General features: G+C 64.4%; 21 protein-coding genes and 3 pseudogenes. 11 read left to right on the top strand and 13 right to left on the bottom strand.

Translation table 11 applies throughout. The features are described from left to right. Positions 1-487: cation diffusion facilitator family transporter (locus ACXMYJ_RS26830; RefSeq protein WP_460359315.1), on the top strand; the 487-nt coding region annotated here is incomplete at its 5' end. Between the two features lie 61 nt (positions 488-548). On the opposite strand, the gene ACXMYJ_RS26825 is transcribed toward ACXMYJ_RS26830, so the two are convergent. The 6 genes and pseudogenes from ACXMYJ_RS26825 to ACXMYJ_RS26800 form a co-directional block, all read right to left on the bottom strand. Continuing rightward, positions 549-902: an arsenate-mycothiol transferase ArsC gene (locus tag ACXMYJ_RS26825; protein WP_044524883.1), complete on the bottom strand. Its 354-nt coding sequence runs from the start codon at positions 900-902 to the stop codon at positions 549-551. A gap of 86 nt (positions 903-988) precedes the next feature. Continuing rightward, on the bottom strand, positions 989-1,462 hold the full coding sequence (locus tag ACXMYJ_RS26820; RefSeq protein ID WP_088304394.1) for a GNAT family N-acetyltransferase: 474 nt from the start codon (positions 1,460-1,462) through the stop codon (positions 989-991). 58 nt (positions 1,463-1,520) lie between these two features. Then, entirely contained in the window at positions 1,521-2,189 is a 669-nt protein-coding gene (locus ACXMYJ_RS26815) for an arsenate reductase ArsC (protein WP_033725367.1), read from the bottom strand. A 62-nt stretch (positions 2,190-2,251) separates the two neighbouring features. Beyond that, positions 2,252-3,298 (bottom strand): annotated as a pseudogene (arsB, locus tag ACXMYJ_RS26810) (ACR3 family arsenite efflux transporter); the annotation flags it as partial. Next, a complete protein-coding gene (locus ACXMYJ_RS26805) occupies positions 3,295-3,660 on the bottom strand; it encodes an ArsR/SmtB family transcription factor (RefSeq protein ID WP_033725365.1) in 366 nt (121 codons plus the stop codon). The gene ACXMYJ_RS26805 and the pseudogene arsB, both read right to left, overlap by 4 nt. A gap of 107 nt (positions 3,661-3,767) precedes the next feature. Next, complete coding sequence (locus tag ACXMYJ_RS26800; RefSeq protein WP_033725364.1) at positions 3,768-4,256, bottom strand: ArsI/CadI family heavy metal resistance metalloenzyme; 489 nt, start codon at positions 4,254-4,256, stop codon at positions 3,768-3,770. Positions 4,257-4,359: 103 nt separating this feature from the next. Between ACXMYJ_RS26800 and ACXMYJ_RS26795 the strand changes: the two genes are divergently transcribed. After that, positions 4,360-4,719, top strand: a complete 360-nt coding sequence (locus ACXMYJ_RS26795; protein ID WP_033725383.1) for an Rv2640c family ArsR-like transcriptional regulator — start codon at positions 4,360-4,362, stop codon at positions 4,717-4,719. Positions 4,720-5,178: 459 nt separating this feature from the next. Here the strand turns inward: ACXMYJ_RS26795 and ACXMYJ_RS26790 are convergent. The 3 genes and pseudogenes from ACXMYJ_RS26790 to ACXMYJ_RS26780 all read right to left on the bottom strand — a co-directional run. After that, a pseudogene (locus ACXMYJ_RS26790) lies at positions 5,179-6,579 on the bottom strand (hypothetical protein); the annotation flags it as partial. Positions 6,580-6,655: 76 nt separating this feature from the next. Beyond that, a complete protein-coding gene (locus ACXMYJ_RS26785) occupies positions 6,656-7,003 on the bottom strand; it encodes a helix-turn-helix domain-containing protein (protein ID WP_033725363.1) in 348 nt (115 codons plus the stop codon). Then, a complete protein-coding gene (locus ACXMYJ_RS26780) occupies positions 7,000-8,103 on the bottom strand; it encodes a tyrosine-type recombinase/integrase (protein ID WP_033725362.1) in 1,104 nt (367 codons plus the stop codon). Before ACXMYJ_RS26780 ends, ACXMYJ_RS26785 begins: the two co-directional genes overlap by 4 nt. Positions 8,104-8,456: 353 nt before the next feature. Here ACXMYJ_RS26780 and ACXMYJ_RS26775 point away from each other — a divergent pair, with 353 nt between their 5' ends. From ACXMYJ_RS26775 to ACXMYJ_RS26755, 5 genes are all read left to right on the top strand, one after another. Then, complete coding sequence (locus ACXMYJ_RS26775; protein ID WP_073682040.1) at positions 8,457-8,792, top strand: AbrB/MazE/SpoVT family DNA-binding domain-containing protein; 336 nt, start codon at positions 8,457-8,459, stop codon at positions 8,790-8,792. Continuing rightward, positions 8,789-9,100, top strand: coding sequence for a hypothetical protein (locus ACXMYJ_RS26770; RefSeq protein WP_073682041.1), 312 nt, complete (start codon positions 8,789-8,791; stop codon positions 9,098-9,100). The genes ACXMYJ_RS26775 and ACXMYJ_RS26770 overlap by 4 nt, the downstream gene beginning before the upstream one ends. A 108-nt stretch (positions 9,101-9,208) precedes the next feature. Beyond that, positions 9,209-9,385: a hypothetical protein gene (locus ACXMYJ_RS26765; protein ID WP_460359314.1), complete on the top strand. Its 177-nt coding sequence runs from the start codon at positions 9,209-9,211 to the stop codon at positions 9,383-9,385. A 61-nt stretch (positions 9,386-9,446) separates the two neighbouring features. Then, on the top strand, positions 9,447-10,139 hold the full coding sequence (locus ACXMYJ_RS26760) for a transposase (RefSeq protein ID WP_460359313.1): 693 nt from the start codon (positions 9,447-9,449) through the stop codon (positions 10,137-10,139). After that, entirely contained in the window at positions 10,136-10,660 is a 525-nt protein-coding gene (locus ACXMYJ_RS26755) for a DUF6262 family protein (RefSeq protein ID WP_115282133.1), read from the top strand. Before ACXMYJ_RS26760 ends, ACXMYJ_RS26755 begins: the two co-directional genes overlap by 4 nt. A gap of 3 nt (positions 10,661-10,663) precedes the next feature. Here ACXMYJ_RS26755 and ligD read toward each other — a convergent pair whose 3' ends face one another. The 4 genes from ligD to ACXMYJ_RS26735 all read right to left on the bottom strand — a co-directional run bounded on the left by ligD (position 10,664) and on the right by ACXMYJ_RS26735 (position 12,940). Further along, positions 10,664-11,593: a non-homologous end-joining DNA ligase gene (ligD, locus tag ACXMYJ_RS26750; protein WP_460359316.1), complete on the bottom strand. Its 930-nt coding sequence runs from the start codon at positions 11,591-11,593 to the stop codon at positions 10,664-10,666. A gap of 110 nt (positions 11,594-11,703) precedes the next feature. Further along, complete coding sequence (locus tag ACXMYJ_RS26745) at positions 11,704-12,075, bottom strand: methyltransferase family protein (RefSeq protein ID WP_460359312.1); 372 nt, start codon at positions 12,073-12,075, stop codon at positions 11,704-11,706. A 35-nt stretch (positions 12,076-12,110) separates the two neighbouring features. Beyond that, the gene (locus ACXMYJ_RS26740) at positions 12,111-12,320 is read right to left on the bottom strand and encodes a hypothetical protein (protein ID WP_460359311.1); all 210 of its coding nucleotides are present in this window, start codon (positions 12,318-12,320) and stop codon (positions 12,111-12,113) included. Then, complete coding sequence (locus tag ACXMYJ_RS26735) at positions 12,320-12,940, bottom strand: class I SAM-dependent methyltransferase (RefSeq protein WP_419125579.1); 621 nt, start codon at positions 12,938-12,940, stop codon at positions 12,320-12,322. Before ACXMYJ_RS26735 ends, ACXMYJ_RS26740 begins: the two co-directional genes overlap by 1 nt. A gap of 123 nt (positions 12,941-13,063) precedes the next feature. Between ACXMYJ_RS26735 and ACXMYJ_RS26730 the strand changes: the two genes are divergently transcribed. The 4 genes and pseudogenes from ACXMYJ_RS26730 (at position 13,064) to ACXMYJ_RS26715 (ending at position 16,502) form a co-directional block, all read left to right on the top strand. Beyond that, entirely contained in the window at positions 13,064-13,831 is a 768-nt protein-coding gene (locus ACXMYJ_RS26730; RefSeq protein ID WP_419125625.1) for a helix-turn-helix domain-containing protein, read from the top strand. A gap of 48 nt (positions 13,832-13,879) precedes the next feature. Continuing rightward, a complete protein-coding gene (locus ACXMYJ_RS26725; RefSeq protein WP_062660283.1) occupies positions 13,880-14,854 on the top strand; it encodes a sterol desaturase family protein in 975 nt (324 codons plus the stop codon). A gap of 17 nt (positions 14,855-14,871) precedes the next feature. Beyond that, positions 14,872-15,060, top strand: a pseudogene (locus ACXMYJ_RS26720) (transcriptional regulator); the annotation flags it as partial. Between the two features lie 146 nt (positions 15,061-15,206). Further along, the gene (locus tag ACXMYJ_RS26715) at positions 15,207-16,502 is read left to right on the top strand and encodes a helix-turn-helix domain-containing protein (RefSeq protein WP_460359310.1); all 1,296 of its coding nucleotides are present in this window, start codon (positions 15,207-15,209) and stop codon (positions 16,500-16,502) included. The last annotated feature ends 237 nt before the right edge of the window (positions 16,503-16,739 follow it).

The following is a 16,739-nucleotide window of genomic DNA, read 5'->3' as shown; positions in this document are numbered from 1 at the left end:
TCTTCACCTGCGAGGTGCCTTCCCGCTGGAACGATTGAACCCTAGAGAAGTCCAATTATTCCTTGCAGGACAGGCACTTTCGCGTATCTACACCCCATCGAACGCAAACTTCCGCGAAAAATCCGGGCTAGGCTTCCCGCTGGCCGACCCCATCATCGGCGTGCTCATCACCGTGGCGATCTTGGCGGTACTGCGCACTGCCGCACGCGACGTGTTCCGACGCCTACTGGATGCCATCGACCCCGCACTCGTCGCCGCCGCAGAGACCACGCTGGCCGCCGAACCCGGTGTCACCGCTGTGCGCAGCGTCAAAATGCGCTGGATCGGACACCGCATCCACGCCGACGCCGAACTGGACATCGACCCGTCCACCAGCCTCACCAACGCCCATCAGATCGCCCACGACGCCGAACACGCCCTCACCCACGCCATTCCGAAACTATCGAGCGCACTGGTCCACGCCTACCCCGCAAGCCCCACCACCTGAGTCGAGCACCTTCCCGCGAAACACCGGGAGGCGAGTTGTCACTGCGGCTCTGTCTGGATGGCTAGTCGCTGAGACTGGCGGCGAGGTTCTGGACGCGGGTGTTGATGTCGTCGCGGATAATTCGCATGCGTTCGATTCCGTCGATGCCGCGGAGTGAGGGTTCGTCGGTGTCCCATCGCTGGATGGTGGTGCCAGGGTGGTTGCCGAGTTCGGCTTGGGTGCCGACGATGACCACCAGGTCCGCATCGTCGAGCATCTGATCGGTGAGTTGGACGGGCTGGTGGCCGCTGATGTCGACGCCAACTTCGGCCAATGCCTGCGCTGAGAGGTCGTTGACGGCGGTCTTGGCGTGGGTGCCCGCCGAGGCGACGTGAATGGCTGTTCCTGCGATGTGGTGCATGAGTCCTGCTGCCATCACTGATTTTCCGGCGTTGCTGACGCAGACGAACAGGACGGTTGGGGGTGAGTTGGTCACCGGGTGTTCTCCTTCGTTGTGGGCGGTCAGATGATGTGCGGGCTGCGCCGCTCGAGGAGGATGACGTCACGCCAGTGGCCGTGGTGTCGGCCGTGGCGCTCGCGCACGCCGACGACGCGGAATCCGGCCCGGTGGTGAAGGGCGAGAGTGGCGGTGTTCTCGGGAAACACCTGGCTTTGCAGGGTCCAGATTCCGGCGTTCTCGCTGGAGGAGATCAGAGACTGCAGCAGCAGTGTCCCGATACCTTGGCCGCGAGCGTGCTCGGCGACATACACACTGAGCTCTATCACCCCGGCATGCACGCACCGTGATGAGACAGGTGCAGCGGCAGCCCATCCCATGACGTGTCCGTCGGAGTCGGTGGCGACGAAGCGGTGATCCGGGAGGTGTTCGGTGTCGAAGGTTGCCCAGTCCGGAGCATTGAGGTCGAAGGTGGCGTTTGCGGTGTTGATCCCGGCTTGGTAGATCGCCAGGACGGCATCGGCATGGTCGGCGGTCATTGGCGCCACCTGATGTTGACTGCGGATCATCGCGACGGATGCTCGTGCGGTGCGATGGTCACGGGGTGACTGCGACGTTCAGCTGGGCCAACAGTTGGTGGATGCGTTGGTCGATTTGGTCGCGGATTGGGCGCACAGCGTCGAGGCCTTGGCCGGCCGGGTCGGGCAGTTCCCAATTCTCGTAGCGTTTTCCGGGGAAGATCGGGCAGGCGTCCCCGCAGCCCATGGTGATGACAACGTCGGCGGCAGCCACGATTTCGTCGGTCCAGGGTTTGGGGTATTCACTGGTGATGTCGATACCGACCTCGGCCATGGCAGCGATCGCGGCCGGGTTGATCTCGTTTCCGGGTTCAGAACCCCCCGACCAGGCGATCGCGTTGTCGCCGGCGTAATGGGTGAAGTAACCGAGCGCCATCTGCGAGCGGCCGGCGTTGTGTGTGCAGAGGAACAGCACGGTGGGCTTGCCGTCGCTGATCTTGCCTTCGACCCGTGCCAGGGCGTGCAGGCGTTGGCGGGCGAACCGTTCGGCCAGCAGCGGCAGGAAGTTGGGAATGGTGGCGCGACCGGCGAATTGGTCGTAGGACGAGCAGAGGAACCGTTCGATGGTCTCGGTGCCGAATGTGCCATCGAACTCGCCGTGCAGCCGGGTCGCCGCGGTCTTCAAGGCGAGCTGTTGGTCGATCGAGAGGTCGTCGCGCAGTTGGTGAGTGACGGGGCTGTCAGTCATGGTGTGGGTTCCGTTCTCGTCGTCGAGCCGGTGGGCAGGTGTTGGGGGGTGTGGTGGTGGAATCGTTTGCGTAGCGCCAGCGAGACATAGACCAGGGCGACCAGGACCGGGACTTCGATCAGCGGGCCCACGACGCCGGCCAGGGCTTGGCCGGAGGTGGCGCCGTAGGTGGCGATCGCCACGGCGATCGCAAGTTCGAAGTTGTTGCCGGCGGCGGTGAACGCCAGGGTGGTGGTGCGCTCGTAGCCGAGATCCAAGATGGTGCCGAGCAGGTAGCCACCGCCCCACATGATCGCGAAGTAGGCGAGCAGGGGCAGGGCGATGCGGACCACATCCAGGGGTCGGTTGGTGATCTGATCGCCTTGCAGGGCAAAGAGAATCACGATGGTGAACAGCAGCCCGTAGAGCGCCCAGGGCCCGATCCGGGGTAGGAACTTGGCCTCGTACCAGTCGCGGCCTTTCGTCTTTTCTCCGATCCGGCGAGAGAGGTAGCCGGCCAGCAGTGGGATGCCGAGGAAGATGAGCACGGATTTGGCGATCTGCCACGGTGAAGTCGAAATGGTGGTCTGTTCCAGGCCGAGCCAGCCAGGCAGCACTGACAGATAGAACCAGCCCAACACCGCGAACATGATGACCTGGAAGATCGAGTTGAGTGCCACCAGGACTGCGGCGGCTTCGCGGTCTCCGCAGGCCAGGTCGTTCCAGATGATGACCATGGCGATGCAGCGGGCCAGCCCGACGATGATCAGTCCGGTGCGGTATTCGGGCAGGTCGGGCAGCAGCATCCAGGCCAGCGCGAACATCAACGCCGGGCCGAGCACCCAGTTCAACACCAGCGAGGAGAGCAGAAGTTTGCGGTCTCCGGTGACGGTGTCGAGGCGGTCGTAGCGGACTTTGGCCAGCACGGGATACATCATGATCAGCAGGCCCAGGGCGATGGGCAGTGAAATACCGTCCAGCTGAACGCTTTCCAGCGCGGTGTTCAAGCCGGGGATCCAGCGGCCCAGCAGCAGGCCGGCGACCATGGCGGCGCCGATCCAGACCGGCAGGAACCGATCCAGGGTGGAGAGCTTGCCGACGACCGGCGGCGCAGTGCTGGTGTCGGTCATGCCGGCACCCCCGCCAACGTCGCGCCGAGTAGCACGGCCAGGCTGGCCAGTGCGTCGGGCACCACCGCGTAATACACCCACGAGGCCCGACGCTGCGAGGTGAGCAGGCCGGCGTCGCGCAGCACCTTGAGGTGATGACTCACGGTGGGTTGGGAGACCTCCACCCCGGCCGAGATGTCGCAGACGCAGGCCTCGCCGCCGGCGTGGCTGGCGATCGCCGAGAACAACTGCAGCCGAACCGGATCGGCCAGGGCCTTGAGTTTGACTGCCATATCTGCGGCCTCTGCGGCCGAGAGGGGTTCCCCCAGTAGTGCTCCGGGTGGGCAGCACGCGTCGTCGACCGGATCAGATGATTTCGACATACATCAATATTGATACTTATCGAACTAGCCGTCAAGCCAGGCCACCAATGACCAGGGGCCCACCATCGTGTGATGGTGGGCCCCTGGTGTCGTGGCGCGGATCCCGCTCAGCAGCAGGCCGACGTCTTCGCCGCTTGGGGCTCCGCGTCGGCGGCGGCAGTTCCGCCGCAGCAGACTCCACCCTCGGCAGCCTCACCCTCGGCGAGAAGCTGGGGATTGGTGCCGAATGTCTCGGAGTCGGCCAGCACCGTGTAGACCTCCCATTTCTCTCCGGCCGGGCCGGTCACCCAGACCTTGTCCTGGGTGGCAAAACAACAGGTCGTGCCGATCTCCTCATCGGTGAACAGCCCTTCGCCGGTCAGGCGGGCGATCTCGGCGTGCACCGTCTCGCTGGATTCGACCTCGACCCCGAGGTGGTTGATGGTGCCGCCCTTGCCTGGGTTTTCGAGCAGCACCAGCTTCAGCGGCGGCTCGGTGACCGCGAAGTTGGCGTAACCGGGCTTGACCTTGGCGGGGGAAACGCCAAAGAGTTTGGTGTAGAACGTGATCGCCTCGTCGAGATCATCGACGTTGAGCGCTAACTGAACACGGGACATGATGGGCCTCCAACCACTGATGAGACATATATCGAACTGACGCGTCAGTGCTCAGCATGCCACCTTTTCGATATATGTCAAGAATTGTGGCAGGATGGATGTCATGCCCAAAGCGCTGCCCGTGATCGACATGTCCGCCCCGGTGTGCTGCGCCCCGGTGGCCGCCGGACCGCTCAGCGACGCCGACGCCCTGGAGGTGGCGATGCGCCTGAAGGCCCTGGCTGATCCGATGCGCGTGAAGATCATGTCGCTGCTGTTCAGTTCGCGCCCTGGGGAGGAGACTAGCGGGGAGCTGGCCGCGGTACTCGACCTGGCCGAATCCACGGTCAGCCATCACCTCGGGCAGCTCCGCAAGGCTGGCCTGGTGATCTCCGATCGGCGTGGCATGAACGTCTTTCACCGGGTGAAACCCGAAGCCCTGCAAGCACTGTGTGTGGTGCTCGACCCGAATTGCTGCCAGTAGATGATCCCGCCGAGCGGCCACATGTAGTGCGATCACCGCGGTCCTGCGTGAGGGCCAAGTTCGTTACGGATCCTGCGTGTCGTGAGCGTTGCCCGGCCTGTCGTGCTCGGCCGGGTTGCGGGCCCGTGCCGCCCACCGTTGGTGTGCAGCCTGCGGCGAGATACCCAGTCTCGCAGCAATTCTCGTCCAAGTGAACCCGGAGCGATAGGCGTGTAGCACAGCCTGTGCGAGTTCCTCTTCGGCTGCGGTGACAGCGGCCCGTGCTTGCGTGACGGTGTCCGCTGCGCCATCAAGGGCATCGAGGAGAGCCTGAACGGGACTGGCTGGGGGAGCACCATCGTCGATGTCGTCATCGGTGAGGTCTAAGGTCAGTTGGTCACCGTTGTCAGCGTGCGCAAAGTGAGGAACAGGCTGCGGCTGCTGTCGCGGAGGAATCACGCTGCTCCGTTCGGGTGCGGTGGATGCGTAGGCGGCCCAGGTGTTGCCGGCGTCCGCAGCATGTTTTTGGGTGACTTGGTCGCTGTATCCGAGCATCTCGGCGACCAGGGGAGCGGGGACCTGGGCGACGAGTTCCTTCAACGCGGTGTTGCGTGAGCCCAGCGTGTTGATGCCCACCCATCGAAGCCGGTGCATGATCGTTTGTGGGTCCAGGTGCCAGCCCGGTCTGCTGCTGGGGAACATCCAGGGGGTGCCGACGGCTCCGCCGGTGGTGCGCAGATTGGGTCGATGGCGAAGGTGGTAGTTGAGCTGTGAGGCGAACGGTTCGGGCACCGGGATGGGCTGTTTGCCCAGCGCGATGAGCGTTTGCCCGTCGGCTTGGGAGATAACGGTGCTCTGCAGGGCAGCGATTTTGGTGAGTGGTTGTGCGTAGAGCAGCACGAGGACGCCGGCCACGCGATAGGGAAGGCTTTCGGCGTTGCCGGTGAGCAGTTCCTTGAGCCAGGCCAGTCGCTGTTCTTGGGTGATTGTCGGGGTTGTTCTGGCCTGCCGGAATCCGATCTGCACTCCGGTATTGATCCTGCTGCTCTTGGCCCAGACGAAGAATGTTCTGATCAAGTGGCGGGTGGTGGGTCCCGATGCGAGATATTCGTCGACGTCGTGCTGTGTGCAGTCCACGGCGGTGCGGCCATGGGTGTTCTCGAGCCAGGTGAGGAATTTGATGGTCTCGGTGATCTCTTGTTTCGCGGATCGCTTCGGTCCGTCGGATGATTGGCCGGGCTGGGACTCACTGCGTAACCGACGTAGGTGGTGCCAGGTGGCGAACTGCTCAATCGGTGCGCGGACTGCCGGTGAAGCGACGGCGCCCAGTTTGGCGCTCAACCATTCTTCGAAGCGTGCCAGGTGTTCGTCTCGTGGTGGGAGCAGTCCATGGTGCTCCAGGATCGATCGTAGGTGGCCGATGTGTTTGCCGCGGCCCGCTGCAGTGAGGCCGTCGTGGGTGAGTGGTATTGCGCCGGAGGTGATCCCGCCGAGCATTTCCAGGACCTTCTGGCTGCGTTTCCAGGTCAGGATGCTCTCGGGCCGGTCCACGCCGCACAGTACTTCGATGAGGGTCTCCATCGCGGCAGAGTCTGCCGGGTGGTGCAACAGGATCCGGCAGAGGTCATCGCGCAGTGCGCATCGGGCGCAAACGCCGTTGCGGTAGATCTCGCCTTCCTGTTTGCAGGTCCGGCAGGTGAAGTTGCCGGGGATGCCGGAGCAGGTCAGGCAGACCGGCCGTGGGTCGGTGTGGTTCGCGCGTCCTGGTAGGACGCCATCGTGGCCGCAGAGCGGGCAGATGCCATGCGTGCGCATCGCGGCGTAGAAGCAGCTGTGGCAGAGCTGATCACCGGGCCAATACACCCGCAGTTTGTTGGCCATGCGGTGGCACCTGCTGCACTCTTGGTCACCATCAGTGACCGGTGGCCTTCCACGTCGTGTCGAGCGGGGCTTTGGGTCAATGGTCATCGGTGATGACTCGGGCGCGCCGTGGTCGGACCGATTTGTTGAGTTCGACGACGTTCGGCGCGGGCGGGGTCGTGCCCGAGGCGGTCTTGCGGCGGCGGACGTCGGTGGCGGTTACTGTGACCAGGTCTTCGACGCCGCAGCCCAGGATGTCGCACAACGCCGCCATCAGCTGCAGTGAGACACGTTCGGGCCGTTGATGAACGACGCGGTACACCTGGGGCCGGGACAGCTGTATCCCACGCTCGGCGAGCCGGGGGATCAGGTCGGTGCTGTTGTGCATGCCATGAGCGGCCATGAGCTCGGCCAGTCGCCAGCTGTAGTCGACTTCGCGTTTCATGAGGTTTCCTCTCCCAGCGAGAGCGCATCCTTGATGGTCTGGTCGAGCACGCGGCGCAGGGTGCGGGTCCGAAAGTCGCTGCCAACACTGGTGTACAGCGATGTGGTGCTGGCGAATTCGTGGCCGGCCTGGTCCTGGACGAACTTGGCGTCCCAGCCGTCCTCGATGAGGTGGGTGATGTAGGAGCGGCGAAACGAATGCAGATCCAGGCCCTCGGCCAGGCCGAGATCTTTGCAGTAGCGCCGAAACCGGCGCAGCAGGGTGTTCTCGGCGACCAGTGAGCCCCGCTCACTAGGGAACAGATCGATGCTGTCGTCGATGTAGGGCTGGCCGTGAGCCAGCCAGTCGGCGATGATCTCCGGCGTCCAATCGAAGACTGTCAGCACGGTGCGACGCTTGGGCGGCGAACCCTTCTTGGCCTTGCCGTAGCGGACCAGGACCGCGCCGTAACGGCCGAACTCCGCGGCATGGGGATTGCGGGAGAAGTCGACAGTCTGCAGGTGGCGCAGCTCGTTGAAGCGCAGCCCATAGGAGTAGGCGACCTTGAACATCACCGAATCCCGGTAGGCCGGCAGCCACCCCTTCCTGTTCGAGTTGGCGATCAGCGTGACCTGATCATCGGCGTGGTCGAAGAAAATCTGCAGCTCCTGCTTGGTGAACGGCCGCTTCTCGGGGGACTGCTCATTGTCCTGGACGTGCGTTGCGGTGTTCCAGGCAAAGAACACCTGCGCGGGGTGCGTACCAAAGCGCTGTTCGCACACCCGGTCCCAGCCATAGTCAGGATCGGCAATATAGGAGCAGAACAACCGCAGCCCGTTCTGGTAGCCCCGCACGGTGGACTGCTTGACAGCCTTGATGCTGCGGAGGTCACCGAAAAACTCCTCGACGATGGCCGGCGTCCACGACCAAGGGAACTCGTTGGTGTCGGCGATGAAGCGGCGGACGAGTGCGATCCGACCGGCGATCGTGTCGTGATCGAGGTTTCGACATAGTTGCTGGTTGCGCCACCCATCCAGCATCTCGTCGACGGTTTGGACCTCGGGATGCAGCAGGGGGACCGAGCCGACGAGGTACACGCGACCGCTCTTATCGACAGGCAAACCGGCCTCCAGGCTGTCTCATCTGATGCATCATTGAATCATCTAATGAATCATTACCACATCGGTGCAGGTAGAGCCATCGCTTCCAGGAGGCTTTTATCAGCGCGTCGAGGCGACCCCGCGCAACTACCGGCGTAGCAGGCCCGTCGTGTTGACCCACAACTTCAGTGGGCCAACGACTTTCGCCTGGAATCCCCGGAATGACGGCGCCCATGCCAATCGGGGCGATCGGGCCGGAAATGATTCATCTGATGAAAACGGAGACTTTTACATGACATAACGGAGCTTATCGGTAATGCCGCTTGGCTGAATTACCGCTTTACAGCATTACGGCATTATGGGATGATGGAGCTATGGCTTTCCATGGTTTCGTGGCGGTCCAGGGCCGCGGTGTCGTTGCTCTGCCCGCCGAGGTTCGGCGCCGGCTGCACCTCGATGAATCGGGGGCTCAAGTCGAGATCACCGAGCGCGAGGACGGGGTGCTTGAGCTTCGGGCGGTGCTACCGATCCCGGCTGATCAACGGTGGTTTTGGCAGGAGCGCTGGCAGCAGCGGGAGAAGGAAGTCGACGAGCACGTGGCGGCCGGGCGGGTCACCGTTCACGACGACGGCGGCGCCTTGCTGGACCATCTCGATCAGCTTGACGCCCAGGCCGACGAAGCGCGGGCCAAGGCCGAGCCCGAGTCGTGAAGTTCGAGACCACACCGGCGTTCGATGCGGACTACCGCAAGCTCAAGGCTGAGCACCGAACGGCCTTCCGCGACGTGGTGAAGACGAAGTTCGTCCCAGCCTGCGATGCCTACGCCGCCGATCCGGGGACCCCATGGCCGCGGTCGCTGCGCGTCAAGGCCGTGCACGGCGCGCCCGGCATCTTGGAAATGACGTGGTCGTTCGCCAGTCCCGACGGGCGAGCCACCTTCGAATTGGTAACCGTCAACGCCGAACTGCGCTGTCGGTGGCGCCGCGTCGGAGACCACGATGTCTTCAAATCCCCCTAGGCCGAGGTCGGCCTTCCTCTTCGACCACGCCCCTGCCCACGCACTAATACGTCACGGTGACGAATCACCGCCGCGCAGCTGTCATACCGAAGGAGCAGAATGCCCACCATGACCTCCACCCTGGATGCACAGGCACGCGCTGACATCGACAGCCGCCCTTGGTACGTCGTGGCCTACCGCGATCGCGACGTCGTCAACGTTCAGGAGTTCAGCACCTTGCGACCGGGACGGCGCTTGATGTCTCGCCACTGGAACGGGTTTCGGCTCTTCGACGACCCGGGTTGATTCCCTGCCCGACGTGCTGGTGTCAACACGGTCGACAGACGACGGTCGCGCGGCCGACACGATGCCGTTCGACAAGGGCCGCATATTCCCCTACGCCTACCGACACACCTATGCCCAAAGGCATGCCGATGCCGGGGTTCCGATCGATGTGCTGCGCGAACTGATGGACCACCTCAATCTGATCACGACACAGGGCTACTACCGCGTTGGAGAGCTGCGGCGGCGCAATGCCGTCGACCGGGTGACTGCGATGCAGTTCGACCGGCACGGCAACCGCACGTGGAGCAACGCCAAGCGCCTCTTGGACTCCGAGCATCTCCGAAGGGCGGTCGGCGAAGTCGCCGTCCCCTACGGAATGTGTAGTGAACCAACCAACGTCGCAGCAGGGGGCCAGGACTGCCCTGTCCGATTCCGCTGCGTCGGGTGTGCTCACTTCAGCACCGACGTTTCCTATCTGCCCGATCTGGAGAGCTACCTCGCCGATTTGCTCCGGACACGCGAGAAGCTGCTCGGCTTCCTTAACGCCGATGAATGGGCCAGAAACGAGGCGACACCTTCCGATGAGGAGATCGCGCGGATCCGCCGCCTCATCGCCCGCATCAAAGCCGGTGTCGACGAACTCTCCGAAACCGAGCGCGCACAGATCGAGGAGGCTGTCAGCGTCGTCCGACGAGCCCGAAACGGCGTCACGAGCCTCAACATGCCCGGCATCCGCCAACCCGTCCCCACCATTCGCCCCGACAGAACGGCATGACGGTGACCGACGCAATGATCAACGGCCGACGCGCCGACTCACACCGCCGCCGTGAACGCGTCAGACTCGCGTTGGCTCAGGCCCACGATCAGGGCCTGGTGTTGAGCGTCGCCTCGATCGCGAGAACCGCCGGCGTGGACCGCAGCTTCCTATACCGCCACCCCGATTTACTCGCCGAAATACACGAGTCGCAGGTCGCGCCCCCGCGTCGACAGCAGCAAGCGTCCGTAACCAGCGAATCACTCAAGGCCGACCTGGCCAACACTCAGCAGCGGATCGCCCGCATGGCCGCCCACAACCGGCAGCTGGAACGCAAGCTGTCCGAGGTCCTCGGCGAGCAGGCGTGGCGCGAATCCGGCCTCGGGGCTGCACCTGACATCGATGCACTGCAACGGCAAGTGACCGGACTCGAACAACGAAACCTGGCGTTGCAACGACAGCTGGAGCAGCGAGATGGCGAACTCGACGCCGCCCGCGCCGCCAACAGAGAACTCATCGCAGCCCTGAACAGGTCGTCCTGAGATTTAGGTCAGGGCCGGCACGCATACAGCGTCGGCATCGACAGCGACTACGCCTTTCCACGCCGCGTGTCGTAGCCGACCGGTGTACTCGCGGAATTCGACGCGTCCCACCACAAGCGGCTCAACCCAACATATGCGGCTCTCATCCAATGAGGTAGCAACGGACCTGAAAGGTGAAACCACCCGGCGTAATTGAGCGAGTGCCGCCCCCATGTCGCGGCGTGCACGGTCGGTGAACCCGATAGTGACGGTTCCGCAATACGTCAAGTGGCCGGCTTGGTCGTACGCGCCGACCAGTAATGCGTTTACTGCACCCGCTGCTGAGGCGGCGTAGCCCCCGACCACAAAATGGCCGCTATGGCGGTAGGGCGTTTTGATCCATTGCCGACTCCGCCGACCCGACCAGTAAGAGGAGCCGGCCCTCTTGCACACGACACCTTCCATCCCAGCATCGACCATGGCTTTGAGGACGTCGCGCCCATCTAGCCCAGCCCAGGCCGGCGACATCGACAGCGCGGGCGCGGCTACGGCGAAATCGAGATCCTGAAGGATTCCGCGACGCTCTCGATATGGGAGGCTCGTGAGGTCATGGCCGTCTAAGTGCAGAACATCGAAGACCACCAGGCGCGCGGGTAAGCGGCGCTGCAGCGACTGTGGAGGCCTTGCCACGGGCAAACGCCGCTGAAGCAGCTGGAAACTGGGTCGCGTCCGGTCGTCCAACACGACGATCTCACCGTCGAGAATGACGTCACGTCCGCTCAATGCCGAGCACCCCGACACCACGTCGGGAAAGGCAGCCGACACGTTGTTGGCCTGGCGACTGAATAACTCAGCGCGCCCACCGCCGATCCGCGCAGCGCATCGAGCCCCGTCAAATTTGGGCTCGACGATCCAGTCATCACCCACCGGAGGTCGTCCCGCGGTAGCCAACATCGGTGCCGGCGGCACCGGTGTTCGAATATCGGTCCTGGGCCGCTTCACCTCACCAGTGTGCCTTTTCAGTCCGCGCGCTCTTGCGAGCCAAGACTTGTGCGTTCCGATGGTCACGCGGACCGGATACGGAGGCGCCCCAGGCCGGGCAGGAACCGTCCGACGCCGGCGGCGTAGCGGGTATAGGTCTCGCCGTGGGCACGGTGGAGGTGGGGCTCTTCGATCAGTCGTACTTGCGTTTGGATGCCGGTGAGGGCGATGACCCAGCCGATGAGTGCGACGGGGTTGGGAACCATGAGCACTAGGCCGAGGAGGGTGACTAGCACCGCGGTGAAGATGGGGTTGCGCACCCACCGGAACGGGCCGCTGGTAACGAGTGCGGTGCGTTCACTTCGGTCCACTCCGATGCGCCAGGACGCGCCCAGCGCCATCTGCGCGCCGAAGGTGGCCAGGATGCCGAGGACCGCCAGGACCACGCCGAGCACGTGAATGGAAGGGTGCTGCAGCGTGCTTATGGGCGTTAGCCCAGCCAGTGCGCCAGCGGGCCGCCGACACCGACCATGAGGTAGCCGAGGTCGGTGGCGGTGAGTGCTGACCAGCCCAGCGAGCCGCGCGGTGACAGTGTGCGCCGGTTGCCGCTGTCACCGGTGCGGCGGCGCTGGATGAGGGTGCGCAGCGCCCCGGCGAGCAGCATCATGACCACGAACAGGGCCAGCGCCGCGGCGGCCATCAGCGACGGCCCGGAAGCGGCTTGGCGGCAACGCCGAGCAGATAGTCGCCCTGGATGCGGGTCACCGATCCGAGAATGACCAGGCCGTGTCGGCCTATCTGGTCGAGGAAGTCCTCGGCGGTGAACCGGTCCTCGGTGGGGTGGTCGAACAACCGCCGGTAGGTGGGGCGGTTGAGAGCGTGTGAAGTGACTTCTTCGAAGTAGAACCGCCCACCGGGGGAGAGCACTCTGGCGGCTTCGGCGACCGCGCCGCGCCAGTCGGGAATGTGATGGATGATCCCGAAGTCGAACACCGCGTCGTAGCTGCCGTCGTCGGCGTTGAGCGCGGCCCGCAGATCGGTGGCGCTGCCGGTGGCCAGGTGCACCCGGTCGCGGTAGGGGGCGAGCCGGGCTTGGGCCCGCGCGATCATCGCCGGGTCCAGGTCGATCGCGTCGACCTGCGCGGCGCCGAAGCGCTGCAGCATCAGCTGCGAGCCGTAGCCCGATCCGCAGCCGATTTCGAGGGCTCTGCTGCCTGGGGGAAGCCGACCGCCGAAGCTCAGCAGTACCGGCACCTCATAGAGGCGTTGCAGCCAGCGCCGAGGCGGCGAGTTAATCAGGGCTGTTTCCGCTCGATTCATCAACACTCGCAGGACTCCTTCCACTCACAAGGCCGAGGCCGCCACAGCGTCCGGATGATCGGACTTCATCGGTGGCATCGCCCATAAACGATCTATGGCGAACGCTATCATCGTTTAGTGACGATGAATAGGCGTGGTGGTGATGCAGCGGCCGGACCGCGCTGGGGTGGGGCGGCGCTGCTGCGGCCGGGGGTGTTGGCTTTCGCGGGGTCGATCGGCTCCACCGATGCTCACGCTCACCATGCGGTGCAGGTCATCACCGCGACAACGGCGCTGACGGTGCTCGATGATCACGGCGCGCGGCACCGGGGAACGAAGGTGGTCGTGCCCGCCGACGCGCCGCACCGGATCGAGGTCGGCGCCCAGGCGGGCACGGTGGTGTTCCTGGAGCCGGAGTCCGCGCCGGGACAGGCCGCACACTCCCGTGCCGTGCGGTCCGGGTGGATCGTCACCCCGGTGCTGAGTTCGACCCGTCGACGCGCGCTGGCCGCGGTGGTGGACGAGCTGATTGCGCACCTGGCGCCCGCCACGGCCGACAACGGCACCGCGGTGCGGCATCCCGCCATCGATGACGCGTTGCGGCTGCTGCCCGACCTGGTGGCGGCGGGACCGGTCAGCGGCACGGAACTGGCTGCCCTGGTTGGCCTTTCGGCGAGCCGGTTAACGCATCTGTTCACCGAGCAGGTCGGCATCCCGCTGCGGCGGTACGTGCTGTGGACGCGGTTACGGATCGCGATCATCCGCGTGCAGGCCGGGGATGATCTGACCGGCGCCGCGCACGGGGCGGGGTTCGCTGACAGCGCTCACCTGACCCGGACCACCCGTGAGATGTTTGGCCTGCCACCCTCGGTGCTGAGCCGACACGTGTCCTGGGATCTCGACAGCGGGTAGCCGAATCATTCAAGCCTCGTCGCGGCGGTGGCCGCGACGATTCAGGGCATGGGTACGACTTCTTCTCCGCCATTGACGAGGGTGATCACTGCGGTCCAGGCGGTGGCCCGCTACGGCTACGTGCCGTTCCTGCTGATCGGCCTCAACGGTGCGGGCATCGCCGTGGCCGCCGCCGGCGCACCGAAGTACTGGCTGCTGATCATTCTGGCGGCCGCGATCGCGACGGCGTTCGTGGTGGAGCGGGTCATCCCGTATGACCCGCAGTGGAACCACGACCGCGCCGACAGCACCCGTGACCGCATCCACGTCGCGGTCAACGAAACCCTCATCCTGGCCAGCGTCGCCGCCATCCCGCTGCTGGCCGCGATCGTCCCGGCACCCCAGTTGTGGCCGCACAGCTGGCCATTCGTCGCACAAGTCCTGGCCGCGGTCCTGGTTGCCGATTTCGGGATCACCGTGGTGCATTTGGCCAGCCACAAAGTCGGGTTCCTGTGGCGCTTCCACGCGGTGCACCACAGCATCACCCGCTTCTACGGCCTCAACGGTCTGATGAAACACCCGCTGCACCAAACCGTGGAGATGGCCGCCGGGGTGGCACCGCTGATCCTGATCGGGCTGCCCGTCGACGTGGCCTCCGCTCTGGCCCTGGCGGTGGCGATCCAGCTGCTGCTGCAGCACTCCAACGCTGACTACCGCATCGGCCCGGCGAAGTACGTGCTGGCCCTCAACGAAGGCCACCGCTTCCACCACCTCAAATGGGCCGGCATCGGTGATGTCAACTTCGGGCTGTTCACCTTGGTGTGGGACCACCTGATGCGCACCTTCTCCTACGACCCCACCCGCCGCTTCGACTCGACCCAGCTGGGCATGGCCGCCAAGCCCGACTACCCCAGCAGTTACCTGCGCCAGATGATTTACCCGTTCACCCACAACGGCGGCTGCGCCGTGAAGTCCATGGCCCCGACGACGAACGGCGCGGCGGAGACGTCGGTCCCAGACCCGGCCTCGAAGTATCGCTGCTGACCGGCTATCATCGTCATATGGCGATGAATAAGGTGGAAGCGGACGGCTGCCTCACCGGCAGCGCCTCGGGGAGTTCGAATCTGGATGCCGCGGTGGCACTGTTTCACAGCCTCTCCGACTCGGCCCGGTTGGCGATCGTGCGCCGCCTGGCCGACGGGGAGGCCCGCGTGGTCTCCATTACTCCGACAAGTGGGATCGGACACACGGAAAATTGAACTCTGGCAGGTCAATAAGACGAATTCCTTTGTTACACAACCGATTTGCCGATAAACTAGGTTATGTAAAGTAGCGGTTTCCAAATATGGTAACTGACACTTGCCATGGGTTGCGTACGAGGAGCAGACTGACATTCGTGACTTCCCCGGCATCCAGCCATCTTGGCCGCCTCATCGATGAGTACCTGCGCCGCCACAGCGCTAGCATCGGCGGCCTGGCGGACAGGATAGGCATCAGCCGTCAGGCGCTGCGGCAATGGCGGGTTGGCGAAATACGGTCTCTTCCAACGCAACAGAACTTGAAGTCAGCAGCGGTCCAGATTGGCTGCTCGTATGAGCAGATACTCGATGCAGCCCTACACGATGCCGGCTATCTGGACGCCGATCGTGCCACCGCCGCCGATTCAACTCCCAGGACCGCTGGCGCAGCGTTCATTCATAACGTGATCGTCGCCGAAGGCTTCTCAGGGCGGGCGGACAACCGGGTGCACGAGTGGGCGCGCGGACCGGGAATCTGGACTGTGGCGCACCGCGGCTACAGCGGTTACCGCCGTCTGGATCTTTGGGCCTACCCCGACGAAGCTACCGCCCTCAAAGCCGCCGCCCGGCTCGGTATCGAGTGTGGTCTCGACGAAGATCAGGCAGCCGTTGACGCCTATGCACGCCATGACTATCGGGCAGTGCTGGACCGCCATCGGGAGACTGCACCTGAGTGGCAGATTCTGACCGTCGAGCTGACCTACTTCGTTGGAGACAGCGACGAACTGGTGGCGACGTCCGCTGGCGTCGATCCCTACACCTCGCTCGACTGCCGAATCCCCGAGGACACGGACGCTGCCAGCGGTGAAGACCCGTGGGGAACACGCGCTGCTGACGACGAGGAATTGGCCCTGATGGAGAACGACGAGGAGTACAGCGAGATCGTCGAGCTAATCTCCTCTCGGCAAGCGACCCTCATCGCTAACGCGGCCGACGAGATTGCCGCCGCCATCCGATCTGACGCCGACGCCCTTGGCTCAGCTCCCGTCACCCCGGTCAATAGCAGCCAGCTCGATGTGCTTGCGACGCTGCCTTCGGTCACCTTCGGGCAGTCGCGGCTGTGGCGCTACCAACTGGCCGCTGCCGCCGACCGCTTGGCAGCCGACACCCGCCTCTGGGGGGCGCCCATCCCCCGGTGTACGGGCGAAGAAATGGTTCTTCACCTCGCCCTGCGACGGGCCCAGGCCGCCGCCCGCCCACGCCAGGTGCGACGCGGATCATGGGATCAGTTGTCCGAGGTCCTCTTTCAGGATCACGACGTACTGACGCTCTACGATCTGCCGCCGGAGGCCACCGAGTCACTAGCGGGCGGCGTCAATTTGCACCCTTTGCGTTGGTTCTCCGAATTCACCCTGCCGTTCCCTATGCCTGAACGACCTATCAGCCCGGTTTGATGTTGGAGACTCACCTGAACTCCTAGAACTTCCCCCGTAGATACACCTTTGAGTCGGGCTAGCTGCGAGAGGCCCAGGCCCATGGAAGGTCGCTGGGTGTCCGCCGGTGTCTGATCCGCCCCGGCATGTCGGGAGGTTCTCTTATCTGAGTGCCTCCTCGGCATGAGGGTGCCGTTGGCGATGGTAGTAGAGCGCTTCGGCCCGATCGGGGGTTAGGTCCTGGCAGTAGCCGTTGGG

It is taken from the genome of Mycobacterium sp. ZZG (genome assembly GCF_054786995.1).
Note: the sequence above shows the minus strand (reverse complement) of the source record. Positions and strands in the feature narration are given on the sequence as shown.

Excerpts from the sequence above, each read along its gene's own strand:
- ACXMYJ_RS26825 (WP_044524883.1), bottom strand. The coding sequence starts at position 902 with ATGGCAGCAGGACTCATGCACCACATCGCAGGAACAGCCATTCACGTC.
- ACXMYJ_RS26820 (WP_088304394.1), bottom strand. The coding sequence starts at position 1,462 with ATGACCGCCGACCATGCCGATGCCGTCCTGGCGATCTACCAAGCCGGG.
- ACXMYJ_RS26815 (WP_033725367.1), bottom strand. The coding sequence starts at position 2,189 with ATGACTGACAGCCCCGTCACTCACCAACTGCGCGACGACCTCTCGATC.
- ACXMYJ_RS26805 (WP_033725365.1), bottom strand. The coding sequence starts at position 3,660 with ATGTCGAAATCATCTGATCCGGTCGACGACGCGTGCTGCCCACCCGGA.
- ACXMYJ_RS26800 (WP_033725364.1), bottom strand. The coding sequence starts at position 4,256 with ATGTCCCGTGTTCAGTTAGCGCTCAACGTCGATGATCTCGACGAGGCG.
- ACXMYJ_RS26795 (WP_033725383.1), top strand. The coding sequence starts at position 4,360 with ATGCCCAAAGCGCTGCCCGTGATCGACATGTCCGCCCCGGTGTGCTGC.
- ACXMYJ_RS26785 (WP_033725363.1), bottom strand. The coding sequence starts at position 7,003 with ATGAAACGCGAAGTCGACTACAGCTGGCGACTGGCCGAGCTCATGGCC.
- ACXMYJ_RS26775 (WP_073682040.1), top strand. The coding sequence starts at position 8,457 with ATGGCTTTCCATGGTTTCGTGGCGGTCCAGGGCCGCGGTGTCGTTGCT.
- ACXMYJ_RS26765 (WP_460359314.1), top strand. The coding sequence starts at position 9,209 with ATGACCTCCACCCTGGATGCACAGGCACGCGCTGACATCGACAGCCGC.
- ACXMYJ_RS26760 (WP_460359313.1), top strand. The coding sequence starts at position 9,447 with ATGCCGTTCGACAAGGGCCGCATATTCCCCTACGCCTACCGACACACC.
- ACXMYJ_RS26755 (WP_115282133.1), top strand. The coding sequence starts at position 10,136 with ATGACGGTGACCGACGCAATGATCAACGGCCGACGCGCCGACTCACAC.
- ligD (WP_460359316.1), bottom strand. The coding sequence starts at position 11,593 with ATGTTGGCTACCGCGGGACGACCTCCGGTGGGTGATGACTGGATCGTC.
- ACXMYJ_RS26740 (WP_460359311.1), bottom strand. The coding sequence starts at position 12,320 with ATGGCCGCCGCGGCGCTGGCCCTGTTCGTGGTCATGATGCTGCTCGCC.
- ACXMYJ_RS26735 (WP_419125579.1), bottom strand. The coding sequence starts at position 12,940 with ATGAATCGAGCGGAAACAGCCCTGATTAACTCGCCGCCTCGGCGCTGG.
- ACXMYJ_RS26730 (WP_419125625.1), top strand. The coding sequence starts at position 13,064 with ATGAATAGGCGTGGTGGTGATGCAGCGGCCGGACCGCGCTGGGGTGGG.
- ACXMYJ_RS26725 (WP_062660283.1), top strand. The coding sequence starts at position 13,880 with ATGGGTACGACTTCTTCTCCGCCATTGACGAGGGTGATCACTGCGGTC.